Annotated in this window: 10 protein-coding genes and 5 pseudogenes; 2 read left to right on the forward strand and 13 right to left on the reverse strand. The window is 56.3% G+C overall.

Annotated features, from left to right (window positions below; translation table 11 throughout):
- Positions 1 to 10 precede the first annotated feature (10 nt).
- The 13 genes and pseudogenes from cysW to nirB form a co-directional block, all read right to left on the reverse strand.
- Positions 11 to 871 carry a sulfate ABC transporter permease subunit CysW gene (gene cysW / locus CPT76_RS31605; protein WP_105445704.1) on the reverse strand — a complete coding sequence of 287 codons (861 nt, stop codon included), beginning with the start codon at positions 869 to 871 and terminating at the stop codon, positions 11 to 13.
- Between the two features lie 38 nt (positions 872 to 909).
- A pseudogene (gene cysT, locus CPT76_RS31610) lies at positions 910 to 1,581 on the reverse strand (sulfate ABC transporter permease subunit CysT); the annotation flags it as partial.
- Between the two features lie 41 nt (positions 1,582 to 1,622).
- Positions 1,623 to 2,747, reverse strand: coding sequence for a sulfate ABC transporter substrate-binding protein (locus CPT76_RS31615; RefSeq protein WP_105445706.1), 1,125 nt, complete (start codon positions 2,745 to 2,747; stop codon positions 1,623 to 1,625).
- Between the two features lie 278 nt (positions 2,748 to 3,025).
- Positions 3,026 to 3,214, reverse strand: a complete 189-nt coding sequence (locus CPT76_RS31620; RefSeq protein WP_105445707.1) for a hypothetical protein — start codon at positions 3,212 to 3,214, stop codon at positions 3,026 to 3,028.
- Between the two features lie 129 nt (positions 3,215 to 3,343).
- A pseudogene (locus tag CPT76_RS31625) lies at positions 3,344 to 4,401 on the reverse strand (lactonase family protein).
- 131 nt (positions 4,402 to 4,532) lie between these two features.
- Positions 4,533 to 4,943: a DUF4395 domain-containing protein gene (locus tag CPT76_RS31630; RefSeq protein ID WP_105445708.1), complete on the reverse strand. Its 411-nt coding sequence runs from the start codon at positions 4,941 to 4,943 to the stop codon at positions 4,533 to 4,535.
- Between the two features lie 186 nt (positions 4,944 to 5,129).
- The gene (locus CPT76_RS31635) at positions 5,130 to 6,212 is read right to left on the reverse strand and encodes a hypothetical protein (protein ID WP_105445709.1); all 1,083 of its coding nucleotides are present in this window, start codon (positions 6,210 to 6,212) and stop codon (positions 5,130 to 5,132) included.
- A 55-nt stretch (positions 6,213 to 6,267) separates the two neighbouring features.
- Complete coding sequence (locus CPT76_RS31640; protein ID WP_105445710.1) at positions 6,268 to 6,462, reverse strand: hypothetical protein; 195 nt, start codon at positions 6,460 to 6,462, stop codon at positions 6,268 to 6,270.
- Entirely contained in the window at positions 6,455 to 6,979 is a 525-nt protein-coding gene (locus CPT76_RS31645; RefSeq protein ID WP_105445711.1) for a sigma-70 family RNA polymerase sigma factor, read from the reverse strand. The genes CPT76_RS31640 and CPT76_RS31645 overlap by 8 nt, the downstream gene beginning before the upstream one ends.
- Before the next feature lie 620 nt (positions 6,980 to 7,599).
- A pseudogene (locus CPT76_RS42515) lies at positions 7,600 to 7,770 on the reverse strand (SAM-dependent methyltransferase); the annotation flags it as partial.
- On the reverse strand, positions 7,767 to 8,636 hold the full coding sequence (locus tag CPT76_RS31655) for a formate/nitrite transporter family protein (RefSeq protein ID WP_105445713.1): 870 nt from the start codon (positions 8,634 to 8,636) through the stop codon (positions 7,767 to 7,769). The pseudogene CPT76_RS42515 and the gene CPT76_RS31655, both read right to left, overlap by 4 nt.
- Before the next feature lie 22 nt (positions 8,637 to 8,658).
- Positions 8,659 to 8,976 (reverse strand): nitrite reductase small subunit NirD, encoded by a 318-nt coding sequence (nirD, locus tag CPT76_RS31660; RefSeq protein WP_105445714.1) that lies wholly within the window; start codon positions 8,974 to 8,976, stop codon positions 8,659 to 8,661.
- A 12-nt stretch (positions 8,977 to 8,988) separates the two neighbouring features.
- A pseudogene (nirB, locus tag CPT76_RS31665) lies at positions 8,989 to 11,401 on the reverse strand (nitrite reductase large subunit NirB).
- 366 nt (positions 11,402 to 11,767) lie between these two features.
- Between nirB and CPT76_RS31670 the strand changes: the two are divergent.
- Positions 11,768 to 12,390: pseudogene (locus tag CPT76_RS31670) on the forward strand (ANTAR domain-containing response regulator).
- Positions 12,387 to 13,231 (forward strand): anthranilate phosphoribosyltransferase (locus tag CPT76_RS31675; protein WP_105445715.1); only part of this gene is annotated, 845 nt, incomplete at its 3' end. The pseudogene CPT76_RS31670 and the gene CPT76_RS31675, both read left to right, overlap by 4 nt.

Consider the following 13,231-nt stretch of genomic DNA (forward strand, 5'->3'; position numbering starts at 1 on the left):
AAAATCGCTGTCAATGAGCATTTTTCCACGACAGCCAACTTTTAAAAAGAAGAGTGACCAGCGCCAGCAGCAGGAGCAGCGACGCCACCGCAAACGACGCCGAGAATTGGTATTCGTTATACAAAATTTCAACATGCAGCGGCAGCGTATTCGTCTGTCCGCGGATATGCCCGGAGACGACCGACACCGCCCCGAATTCCCCCATAGCACGGGCGTTGCAGAGGATCATCCCGTACAGGAGGCCCCATTTAATATTTGGCAGCGTCACCCGAGTGAATACATGCCAGCCTCGCGCGCCAAGCGTTACAGCCGCCTCCTCCTCCTGGGTGCCCTGGTCCTCCATCAGCGGAATTAATTCCCTCGCCACGAAGGGAAAGGTCACGAACAGCGTCGCCAGGATGATGCCCGGCACGGCATAGATGATTTTGATATCGTGGTCGCTCAGCCAGGGGCCGAACCAGCCGTTGGCCCCAAACACGAGCACGAAGATCAGCCCTCCGATGACGGGCGACACCGCAAAGGGCAGGTCGATCAGCGTGATCAGCGCCCCTTTGCCGCGAAACTTGAATTTAGTAATGGCCCAGGCCGCGGCGATGCCGAACACCGTGTTCAGCGGAACGGTCACCAGCGCAACGATGAGCGTCAGTTTCAGGGCGGACAGCGCGTCTGGATCGGCGAGAGCCGCGACGTACACATCCCATCCCTTCTTGAGCGCCTCGGTGAGGACGATGAGCAGCGGCAGCACGATCAGCCAGAGAATCGCCAGCCCAGCCGCCGTAATCAGCAGCCATTTCACCCAGGCCGCTTCCGTCGTGGCCGGAGAAGCCTGGGCACTCGTTTGAACGGAAGTCATGGGCACGGTACCTGCCATAGGGAAGCCCTCCTTTTCTTAGTGACACTTGAGCATAGGATATTTCCGGAAATGAATACGACCGAGCCGTATTCCCCGATGCCGCGCGCGAACGCCAGGGCAAAACCCGTCAGGAGCGGCGGAATCAGCTCCGGCAGAATGACGGTCCGAAACGTCCGAAATCGCTTCGCCCCGAGCGTAGCGGCTGCTTCTTCAGCGTCCCGCTCCGCATCCTGCAGCACAGGCTGCACGGTCCGCACAACGAACGGAATGCCGATGAACATTAGCGCGATCGTAATGCCCAACTGCGTAAAGGCCACCTTGATGCCCAGCGGCTCCAGCAGTGAGCCGATCCAGCCGTTTTGCGAGTAGAGCGCAGTCAGGGCGACCCCCGCTACCGCGGTCGGAAGCGCAAAGGGCAGGTCGATCAGCGCGTCAAACAGCATTTTACCGGGAAACTCGTAACGCACCAGCACCCAAGCGATCAGCAGCCCCAGGATCGAGTCGATCAGGGCGGCCGCCGCCGAGGTCAAAAAGCTGATCTTGTAAGAGGCCAGCACCCGCGGGTCGGTAGCCACATGCCAAAATTTGTCCCAGCTCAGCCCTGTGGAATTTAAGAGGAGCGCCGACAGCGGGATCAGCACCACCAAGCTCAAATACAGCACGCTGTATCCCAGCGTCAGCCCAAAACCCGGCAGCACCCTCCGCCGGGCCGCATTCACTTGACTCATGACCGTTCATCCTTTCCTGCCTTCGGCCTTGTGTGCGCCGATCAGCTGCCAGGCGTATAAATTTGATCGAAAATGCCTCCGTCGCTAAAATGCTTCTTCTGCGTCTCATCCCACGTTCCGAACACATCCTGCAGCGTGAACAGATTGATGTCGTGGAATTTATCCTTGAACTTCTCCTTGACGCTATCCAGTGTCGGCCGGTAGAAGTTTTCCGCGGCGATCGTTTGGCCTTCCTCCGAGTACAGGTACTTCAGGTAAGCTTCGGCTACCTCGCGGGTTCCGCGCTTATCCACGACTTTGTCAACGACGGCGACCGGCGGTTCGGCAAGGATACTGACCGACGGATAGACGATGTCGAATTTGTCCGGACCCAGCTCCTTGACCGACAGCATGGCCTCGTTCTCCCAGGCAAGCAGCACGTCGCCGATGCCGCGCTCTACGAAGGTTGTCGTCGCTCCGCGGGCGCCGGTATCGAGCACAGGTACGTGCTTGAACAGTTCCTTGACGAACTCCTGAGCTTTGGCCTCGTCGTTATTGTTTTGCTTCAAGGCATAGCCCCACGCCGCCAGGTAATTCCACCGGGCGCCGCCCGATGTCTTCGGATTCGGCGTGATGACCTCCACGTCGCCTTTGATCAGATCGCCCCAATCCTTGATGTTCTTCGGGTTGCCCTTTTTCACCAGAAACACGATCGTCGAGCTGTACGGCGTGCTGTTGTGCTCGAATTTGCTTTCCCAGCCTTCATTGATCAGGCCTTTCTTCTGTATCGCATCGATGTCATAGCCGAGCGCCAACGTGACCACATCCGCTTCGAGTCCGTCGATAACGGAACGGCTTTGCGCCCCCGAGCCCCCATGCGACTGCTTAATTGTGACCTTCTGGCCCTTTTCTTTTTCCCAATAGGCCGCAAACGCCTTGTTGTAGTTCTCGTACAGCTCCCGTGTCGGGTCGTAGGAGACGTTCAGCAGTTCAACCGGTTTGGCCGAGCTGTCCGCCTGCGCCTCCGTGCTTTTCCCTTCGGTGGTGCCCCCCGCCTCTTTGTCCGTACTTCCGCTGCCGCTGCCGCTTCCATTTCCGCAGGCCGCTAGCGCAGCAGTCAGCAGCAGTGCCAGCCCTGCGCTCACTCCCCGCCTTACGATTTGTTTTCTTCTCCATACGTGTACCATATGACCCACTCCCCAGTGATAAAATGTACGGCCAGAGCATGATTCATCGTGAAATTCTCGGTTTGGCCGGTGTTCGCCAAGCAAAAAAGGACAGAGGAAAATCCGGCACAGCCTGCAGACAAAACGGTCATGTATTGACCTGTCTGCTCCTGTTCCAGAGGTTCCTCCGTCCGTACGGTGAGAACTGCAATTTGTAATTATTCCTACCTGATTAGTATGTTATATGGCTATATTGTAGTGAGCCGAAACGTACCTGTCAAACCTTTTTTTCACAAAAATCAATTTCTCTTTCTGGACCTGAACACCAGGTTCGTGACGGTGCCGACCACCAGACTGACCAGCATTGCGGATACGGTGATACCAGCCACAATGGCAGCATAATTGGCCGGCGGGACGATATTGATGATCCCCAGACCAAAAACGAGGACAAACACAATCGCGTAATCGAGCCATCGGAACTTCCTCATCCTGTTCCCCTCTCATCGCTCCGTCATATCGGAAATTTGCAATGGAGCCTAACCCCAATGTATCACAACAAAAAAACCAGGGTAACCATAAAATGGAACCCTGGTGTTGGTTGTTAAGAAATTAGCCTGCTATTCGCCCTTCACCCACTGCTGAATGCATACCGGCTTCGGCAGCTCCAGCGCAAAGCCGGTCGGGGTCAAACGCCCGGAATCCGAATCGATCTTGTACGACAGCATATTGCCGGTATTCTGGTCTGCTGCTATCAGGTATCCCGAAATGATCGCGAAATTGCGCGGAAACTCGCCGCCCGTCGATACCCAATCCACCGGGGTCAGTTCACCGGTCGACTCGTTGATATGGAACAGGACGATGCTGTCATCTCCCCGGTTGGACCCGTACAGGAAACGCCCGCAAGGGGAAATATGAATGTCGGCGCAGAAGCTCTCCCCGGTAAAATCCTCAGGCAGCGTAGATACGTTCTGCAGCACTTTCAATTCCCCGGCTGCCCGTTATAGGCAAACACCGTTACCGTATTGTCGAGCTCGTTAATACCGTACGCCCACTTGCCCGACGGATGAAAATCAAAGTGGCGCGGTCCCGCCCCCGGCGTCGTTTTTACTTCCCCGTGGGTCACCAGCTTGCCGTCTTCCAGGCGGTAGAGCACAATTTCATCCAGCCCCAGGTCGCAGACCAGCACAAACCTACCTTCCGGATCCTGAAAAATCGAGTGCGGATGCGGCCCCTCCTGCCGGTCGTCCCGGATGCTGCGCCCGCTGTGCTTGACGATGGAGCTCATCTCCGCCAGCTCGCCGGTTTCGCCGATCCGGAACACATTGATATGCCCGCTGGAATAATTGGACACCATCGCAAACTGCCCGTCCCGGGTCAAGGAGACATAGCAGGGGTCCGCCCCTTCCGTCGGCATCCGGTCCAGCAGATGGAGCTCGCCGGTTTCGTTGTCGATCGAATAGGCGAAGATCTCGCCGCTTCCCGTTTCGCTCACCGCATACAGCCGGTCCCCCGCCGAGTTCAGCGTCAGATACGAGGGATTGGCAATGCCGGGCAGGCCGTTCACGACGGCCATTTCCCCGGTTTCCGTGTCGAGGGAACAGAGGAATATCCCCTTTTCCGCCTCAGGGGCGTATGTACCTGTATAGAAGAAGCTTTTATTTTCCGGGTTCACCATTCACCACTCCTTGTCCATTCAAAAATAGGATTCTCATCTGAATTCATTATAGATTCATTTCTGTAGGCGCCTCGATGGTGTGGAAACGAACGGACCGGTGAGCGGTCACTTTCCCTGTATATTAAACCCGTTTATGAATGAATCCGTCTTCTCGCCTTAAACTGCTTGTATTGAAAATACACCGTACAGCCGATGCAGTAACCACACAGCGCCACGAATGCCGCCAGAAACAGCATCGCCGCAAAAATATACCCGAGCACCGGCAGCTGCAGCGCAAAAAAGAGCAGCGACAGCGTCAGGAACAGCACGGCCAGCACATTGTTGAACCGCTGCAGTTCCAGCGCCTGAGTCGGTTTGCCTTGGACACGCAGAAACGGTTTGGCCAGGAGCACGAACGCATTTTTCCCTGTCAGCAATCCAAGCACCTGAATGATCCACAGCGCCAGCAAAATGTACGGCTGGTTGAACACGGCGGTCAGGATCACAAACAGCACGATGCCGGTCTGATTCGCTTTGACGTAGGGTTCCGGAATTTCCTTCATCGGGGTTCACCGTCCTTTAAAGAAGAGATTGGGGTCTTTGACCTTACTATAGAATATTAATCCGATGAGTACAATAGGAATAAAATGAGATGTGGTTCACGCAATTAATCTTTTATGATCTAAAACGTTTACCGACTCCAATGAAAAAGGCCCTGCGCCGCGGCAGAGCCCTTCGGATCGTGAAGCTTACTTGATCTCGATTTTAAAATCCTGCAGGATTAATCCGCCGGGATAATCACTCAGGTCAAAAGTCAGCGGCTGGGCGTACTGGCTGGCAGGAATATCAAAATAATATTCGCTCCACTCCCCGCTGCTGTGCCACCTTTCATGGATTTCACCATCCTGCGGAAGGGAATAGACGGCCCCCTTCGCATCCTTAAAATCGTTCTTCGGCCGTGCCACGTAAGCCATGCCTTGCAATGGAGTTTTAATCGCAGTCCGGATCCGGATAAAGCTGCCTGACCGCTCGATGCTCTTAAGCTGCAGGCGGCTGTCCGGAGCTTGAACCAGCGTCTTCGTCGCGGTGTTAATCACCATCTTCTTCTCGCCTTCAAACACCGTTTCCAGCCCTTTTCCTGTTAAAATGAGCGGATCGCCGCGCTGGTATTCTGGCGCCAGGTAACCTAATTTCCAACCCTCTCCATTCGAGGCCATTGTAACGAGATTATACGCGGTATACCCTCCCTTCCGGTTGTTATACAGCATCAGCCCATTCATTCTCTCTGCACGCTTATCGTTAGACGGATCGGCCAGCAAGGTGACCTCCAGCTGCTGAACGGCCTGCTTCACGGTCGACACCTTGATTTTCTGTCCGTCGAAGTCCAGCGTCCGATTGACATCAATGTCCCGCTCCAGAACAGCCAGCCGATTGACCTTGACCGGGATCTTTACTTCCAGCCACTCGTCTTTGGGAACCGGACTCCCTTCGTTCCTCCAGCGACCGGCTAAATAAAACTCAGACGGCAGCGTTTCGCCTAAGGGAAGATCAAAAATGATCATGTCGTGATAGATCCCGCCCTCTTCCGTAACGCCTTTAAACTGCTGTGAGCCTGCCATGAACTGGACGGCGTTCAATGGATCATATCCCAGGGTGAACAGCCTTGGCGAATCCGGCGTAATCCGCTCCCCGGTATCGCTGCGGGACGACGTATAGAACAGGACGACATGGTTCAGGTCCGTCAGCATGCCGTCCACCGTAACCTGGTACCCGCCATAGGAAGCCGTCCGCGCGACCGCCTGGTATTTGCCGTCGTCCAGCGCTTCCCGCAAAATCCCCCGGTCCCGGCCAGCTGCTCGACATAATCGGGAATCTCCGCTCTGCCTATCAGATTAGCCGCCAAACCTTCCAACCCGGGAAAAACGCGGATCGGCGCATGATCGCCCGGCTGCGCCTGATTCGCTTGCCGCGGTTCAGGCCGGCCGCCACTGCTTCCTCCAGCAGCGGCTCAGGGATCCGCTGGCTCGCAATGGCCGCGGACTGAAAATACTGCTCCAGCAGACGCTCCTTTTCCTCATCCATGAAACAACTCGCCTCCTGTCTCCATTTTTCCCCGCAGCTGCTTGAGACCTTGATGCAGCCATGTTTTCACCGTGCCCTCCGGCCGGTCCAGCACCCGGGCTATTTCGGTTAAGGTCATGTCCTCATAATATTTCAGCATCAACACGTGCCTGTACTTCGGTTTCATACGGTCCAGGGCACGCTCTAGATCGATTTTGCTGTCGCTGATCATTTCGTTCGACCGGATGTCCGCATGGTCCGGAAGCGGCTGCACCCGCTTCTTGCGCTTCTGCTCATCCACGCAGCAGTTGATCAGGATCCGGATCAGCCACGGGATAAACGCTCCCGGATCCTTCAGCTTTCCGCACTTGATCCAGGCCCGGCATACCGCTTCCTGCACCGCTTCAAGCGCATCCTGCTCATGATGCAGGTAGCTGTAGGCAATGCCGTACAAGCGCCGCTGCTGCCCGGACACCAGGGTGTGAAAAGCCTGCTCGTCCCCGCGGCATGCTGCGGCGGCCAGCTCGGTTTGTTCCATCGTCAGACCCCTTTCCCTCTCCCCTTCGCCGGCCCTGCCAGCGTCTGTATATACAAGACAAACATCTATCGTCGTACTTCCAAAGAAGACAGACCGCGATTTGAGGAAGTTTGTCCTGCGAGTATAGACCTTCAGCTCCGCTGAATATTTAAAATTCTATACTCTAAAAAGACTGTGGAAAGCACGGAACGGTTTTAAATGAAGTTCACTTTTTTCAAAAAAAGATATCCTGGTTCTCAGGAACGCCCATCCCCCTGAGGCAAAATAAACAAAAAAAGACCGCCGTTAGGCAGTCCTTGCCTGCTAAACGACGGTTCTTCCCTGTTTTTCAGTCAGCCGCTGGTTTAGACCGGAACCCCCTTCGGTTGTCCCTTCTCACGGCTTTCCTAAAGTTACCCGATCCGCTCCTCAGCCTCCTCGGCCAGGCGGAGCAGCTGCTCCCGCACATGCACCACCTCGCCAAAAATGAGCAAAGCCGGGTTTTTGACGTGCATGAGGGTGGCCAGCTTGTGGATGCTGCCCACCGTGCCGGTAATGACCCGNTCCTGCTCGCTCGTCCCCTGCTCGACGATCGCAGCCGGGGCCGAATGCGGCCGGCCGTGAGCGATCAGCTCGCGGCAGCCAACGTAGACGAGCGCAGCGCCTTTCTTCGCGTACCCAAGCAGTTCCTTGTTTACCAGGCGGTCATACAAGATGACATCCGCCTCCTGGATCCGCCGGAGCGCCTTTACCGTAATGAGCTCCGGATCACCAGGACCGGCGCCGACAATAGATACCATGCCCGGCTTCATCGGCCGCGTTCGGCAGACACAGCCGCCGCCTCCATGGAGCCGCGGGCTCCGGCCGATCCGATCGCGCTCGGCTTGCTTTTGCCAAACCCGCGGATGGACACGTAATACGCTACGCCCGTAAACAAAGCGCCGCCAATGAAGTTGCCGATCAGCACAGGGATCTGGTTCCACAGCCACCAATCGGCAAAGCTGACGTTGGCGCCCAGCATCATCCCGGCCGGAATGACGAACATATTGACGACGGCATGCTCGAAACCCTGGCCGAAGAAGATGAGAATCGGCAGCCACATCGCTGCGATTTTACCAGCGGTGGACTTGGACGTAAACGCCATGACCACGCCCAGCGTCACCATCCAGTTGCACAGCATCGCCTTGATCACGACCAGCAGTAGACCTTCGCCGCCGAGCTCCTTATAGGCCAGCGTCTTTGCTTCGCTCGTCTTGATGATCGTCTGGACAAGCGGGCTGCTCATGTCGTGCCCCATTTTGGTAATGGTCAGGCCGTACAGCACCGCATAGACCAGGCAGCCGATCACATGGCCGAGGATGACCCAGCCATAGTTGCCAAGCATGGAACGGACCGAGGCCTTTTTCTGCAGCACCGCCAGCGGAATGAGCGCAAAGCTCCCCGTCACCAGCTCCAGCCCAAGCAGCACAATAATCACAAAGCCTACGGGAAAAATAAGCGCACCGGCCATCGGAATATTCGTTTGGGATGAAGTGGTAAAGGCCAGCGTCGTGGCACAGGCCAGAATCGCCCCCGCCAGCAAGCTGCGCACCAGCATTTGCCCCGGACTCAGCTTTGCTTTGTTCGCGCCTCCCTCAATCATGTCATTTAGAACCTCGCCTGGTTTTACGTAATCCATCGGCTGCTCCTCCTCCCTCTTCTTAAGATTCTGTCAGGCAATAAATCGCCCCGCTTTCCGGATCCACCTCAACCTCATAGGTGCCGACCTTGCCAGTATCCGGCTCCTGCACGCAACCGCTGCGCAGGTCGATTTTCCAGTCGTGCAGCGGACAATGCACATCCTTGCCGCACACCATGCCTTCGGAGAGCTTTCCTCCTTTGTGCGGGCACTTGTTCTCCACCGCCAAAATATCCCCGTCGCTTAAGCGGAACAAGGCAATCTCCGTCCCCTCCAGCACCACCGTCCGCGATCCTTTCGGATCGATTTCCGATATGTTTCCGATCAGATGTTTAACCATCCCGTTTCCCCCTTAGTTCTTCACAGGCTCTGCATTTGGCAGAGGTTCAAAGTTTTTACGGAGTTCCTTGTCGGACAAAATCTCCTTCCACGGATCCTTCTGCGTGCTGAGCGCCAGCTTCAGCCGCGCATGGAGAGCCTCGCGGTCTTCCTTCTTCTCCAGAGCCTTCTTCACGCTGTCCAGCCCGACCCGCTCAATCCAGACCGAAGTCCGTTCATTCCACTGCGCATGCTCACGGTAATATTGAATAAAGGCACTCGCCCATTCGACCACTTCATCCTCCGTCTTCACGACGCAGAGCAGTTCGGTTGCCCGCACATGCACGCCGCCGTTGCCGCCGACATGCAGCTCCCAGCCGCCATCGATGGCGACCACGCCGAAATCCTTAATCGTCGCTTCCGCGCAGTTCCGCGGACATCCCGATACGGCCAGCTTCACCTTGGCCGGTGTACTCAGACGTTCCAGCTCTTTTTCAAGCCGGATGCCCATGCCTATGGAGTCCTGGGTACCAAACCGGCAGAAGGTGGAACCAACGCAGGTTTTGACCGTGCGGAGCGCTTTGCCGTAAGCATAACCGGAAGGCATGTCGAGCTCCTCCCACATTTTCGGGAGATCCTCCTTTTTGACGCCAAGCAGGTCGATCCGCTGCCCGCCGGTGATCTTGACCATCGGCACGTCGAATTTCTCGGCGACCTCGGCGATTTTCTTCAGCTCGGACGGGGAAGTGACGCCACCATAGATCCGCGGCACCACGGAATAGGTTCCGTCCTTTTGAATGTTCCCGTGGTATCTCTCGTTGGTGAACCGGGATTCTTTTTCATCCTTATAAGAATCGGGGAACAGCATGCCCAAATAGTAGTTCAGCGACGGACGGCATTTGGAGCAGCCTTCGGGATTGTTCCAACCCAGCACGTTCATCACTTCTTTAATGGACTTCAGTCCCATCCGGGAGATTTCCGCAACGATTTCGTCCCGGTTCAGCGTCGTGCAGCCGCATATGCCTTCTTTGACCGGCTCCCCTGCCGCATCACCCGCATAGAGCTGAACCAGACCCTCGACCAGCGGTTTGCAGCCGCCGCAGGATCCGGACGCTTTGGTGCAAGCCTTGACCGACGAAACGGTCGTGCAATTTTTGTTCAGGATCGCGTCCTTGATCGTCTCTTTGGTGACGCCGTTGCAGCCGCAGATGATCTCGTCATCCGGCAGACTGGCCAGCCGTTCTTCCGGCGATACGGAAGATCCGGCGCCGACGGCGAAGCCGAGCAACAGCTCCTTTTCCCGGCCCTTGACCGATTCCCGGCTTTTCATCAGCGAGAACAGCTTGGAGCCGTCGCCTGTGTCCCCGAACAGGACGGCGCCGACGAGCCGGTCGTCGTGGATGACGATCTTTTTATACACGCCCTCCACTTCATCTTGGTAGCGCAACGCCCTGGTGCCCTCCGGCTCGGCAAAATGCCCCGCGGAGAATACATCTACGCCTGACACCTTCAATTTGGTGGAAGTCACGGAGCCGGCATAACCGGCGGTTTCCACGCCCGCAAGCCGTTTGGCGAGCACAGCCCCTTGTTCATACAGGGGAGCGACCAGTCCGTAGGCGATGCCCCGGTGCTCCGCGCACTCGCCGACAGCATAGATGCCGGGAATGTTCGTTTCCATATAATCGTTGACGACGATGCCCCGGTTGACCTCAATTCCGGCGGACTTTGCCAAGGCCACATTCGGCCGGATGCCGACCGCCATAACGATTAAATCGGCGTCGACCCGGGTTCCGTCGGTGAAGCGAAGCTCCTTGACCCGCTTGCGCCCCATAATGGACTCGGAATGCTTGCTCAGCAGAAATGTCATCCCTTGGGCTTCCAGCTCCCGCTGCAGCATCCGCGATGCGGTTTCGTCCAGCTGACGCTCCATTAAATAAGGATGGATATGGACGACCGAGACGTCCATGCCGAGGTGCAGCAGCCCTCTCGCCGCTTCGAGCCCCAACAGTCCGCCGCCAATGACCACAGCTTTTTTATGCTTTTTAGACGTCTCCATCATCATTTCGCAGTCCTTGATATCCCGGAAGGCGATTACCCCTTCCTTATCTGCGCCCGGAAGCGGGAGCATGAACGGATTGGAGCCCGTCGCCATAATCAGCACGTCATATTTCGCCTCTGCACCTTGATCGGAGTAAACGCGCGGTTTTTCGATCGATTCGGGTCACCATGTGCCCGGCATATAGTTGAATCCGGTTCTCTTTGTACCAGTCCCAGTCGTTGATCACAATTTCCTGAATATCCGCACCGCCCGCAAGGACCGATGACAACATGATCCGGTTGTAGTTGGGATGAGGCTCCGCCCCGAAAATCGTGATTTCGTACGCATCCGGCGCCAGCTTCAGCAGATGCTCCAGCGCCCTTACCCCCGCCATCCCGTTACCGACCATGACCAGCTTTTTCTTTTCGCCATGTCTCTTCCGCTCCCCTCAATAGTCCAATCTTCTGACTCTTGTACCAAAAACCAGAAAAAGCCCGCCTTCGGACCCCGGACAGAGTGACGCACTCTGGCTCAGGAATCGAAAGCAGGCTTCATTGCCGCTATAAAGGATACACCGTTGTATCCGGCTGTTATCAAGTTCTTGAGGGAAATATACACTATCCCCCGAGCGTTTGTCAACATATTTAACATGAAAACACAATTTCATTTGGTTATCGACATGTCACCTTGTTTTATGTTATATAAATTAACATACAAATCTGTTGCACTCATCTTAAACTCTGACTGGACTGAATTAAGAAGGGAGCGTCTATGCATGCGTTCATTGCTGGTTATCCACCGCCAGACCCCTCCTTCAGAGCGAAGTGATTCAGATAGCAGGACGCTTCTGCCGGAGTACATCCTTCGTTCCTACGGGTACCAAGTCCATCTAGCGCGCAATGAGGAGCAGGCGATCGCTGGAATCGGAGATGCGGACGGTGCGGTGCTTCACCTTCCGGTCTCCGAGATCAAGGCTTGGTGCGGCAAGCTCGAGAAACACAAACAAACGCCGGTCTTTGGTGGTGCAGCGATACGGCCGCCTCGTTGTCCCTGGAGGCATGTGAGGATGATGTCATCATTGACGGGCTTTTATTCCCGACCATGAAAGCACACGAGCTCCATTGGTCGCTGCATTTCAGCTCCGCCCACTTTTATGAGCGGCAGCAGTGGAAGAACGAGCGCAAGCAGCTTCTCGCCCGCATTGAGGAACGAAAGTGGATCGATATGGCCAAGGGGATTCTGTGCGAACTCAAAAATATATCGGAATCCGAAGCCTATGACGTCCTGCGCAAGCAGGCGATGAATGAACGGAAACGGATGGTGGACGTCGCGACCTCCATCGTCAAGCTGTATCAGCTGCTTCAGGAATCCGGTTCGGGAGGTGCCAAGAAATCATGATCCATTTATTAAAAGAAGTCGGCCGGGGCAAGCGGGGCGCCCGTGACCTGACCTATGAGGAAGCCCTCCAGGCGGCTGAAGCGATCCTCGGTTTAACGGCCACGCCCGCCCAGATCGGGGCGTTTTTTATCGCCGAACGCATCAAAATGGAAAGCGTAGAAGAGCTGGAAGCCTTCGTGTCGGTCCTGCGCAAACACGCCGCCCGTTCGGACCTTCCGCAAGGCATCGACTGCGCCGGCCCGTATGACGGGCGGAAGTCGTCCTTTATGTCCACGATCGCCACCTCGTTTGTGCTGGCTGCCGCAGGGCTGCCTGTCACCTTGCACGGGTCGGCGTCCCTTCCACCGAAGTGGGGGATGACGCTGGCCGATGTTTTTGCCGCAATGGGTATTTCCGATCCGTCGCTGTCCAGGGAGCTGTGCCTGGAAGCAGCGCGCCAGACGGGCGTACTGTACGCCCATGCCGAGACTTGGTGTCCTCCGCTGGCGAAGCTTCGCTCCATTCGCGAGGAGCTCGGCATGCGGACCGTGCTCAACACGGCCGAGAAGTTTGCGGATTACGGGCACTCCCCATTCTTAACGTTCGGGGTGTACCATAACACGGTCTTTGACCGGCTCGGCCGGCTCATCATGAACCTCGGCTATGAGCGGGCCATGATTATCCAGGGAAGCGAAGGCTCGGATGAGCTGTATATCCACCGCCCGACCCGAACCTACCGGATCGAACACGGGGAGGCTTCGCTCCAGATCATCGATCCGGAGAGCTTTGGTCTGGATACGCCGCTGCCGGAGGTCGACTGGACGCCAGCCGAACAGGCGGCGGTCACCGGCCAGGTGCTGCA

It is taken from the genome of Paenibacillus sp. AR247 (genome assembly GCF_002968895.1).
GTDB lineage: Bacteria > Bacillota > Bacilli > Paenibacillales > Paenibacillaceae > Paenibacillus_AQ > Paenibacillus_AQ favisporus.

What these genes read in the sequence shown, in the direction of transcription:
- cysW (WP_105445704.1), bottom strand. Translation starts at nt 871, where the DNA reads ATGGCAGGTACCGTGCCCATGACTTCCGTTCAAACGAGTGCCCAGGCT.
- CPT76_RS31620 (WP_105445707.1), bottom strand. Translation starts at nt 3,214, where the DNA reads ATGAGGAAGTTCCGATGGCTCGATTACGCGATTGTGTTTGTCCTCGTT.
- nirD (WP_105445714.1), bottom strand. Translation starts at nt 8,976, where the DNA reads ATGGTTAAACATCTGATCGGAAACATATCGGAAATCGATCCGAAAGGA.
- CPT76_RS31655 (WP_105445713.1), bottom strand. Translation starts at nt 8,636, where the DNA reads ATGGATTACGTAAAACCAGGCGAGGTTCTAAATGACATGATTGAGGGA.
- CPT76_RS31615 (WP_105445706.1), bottom strand. Translation starts at nt 2,747, where the DNA reads ATGGTACACGTATGGAGAAGAAAACAAATCGTAAGGCGGGGAGTGAGC.
- CPT76_RS31640 (WP_105445710.1), bottom strand. Translation starts at nt 6,462, where the DNA reads ATGGATGAGGAAAAGGAGCGTCTGCTGGAGCAGTATTTTCAGTCCGCG.
- CPT76_RS31630 (WP_105445708.1), bottom strand. Translation starts at nt 4,943, where the DNA reads ATGAAGGAAATTCCGGAACCCTACGTCAAAGCGAATCAGACCGGCATC.
- CPT76_RS31645 (WP_105445711.1), bottom strand. Translation starts at nt 6,979, where the DNA reads ATGGAACAAACCGAGCTGGCCGCCGCAGCATGCCGCGGGGACGAGCAG.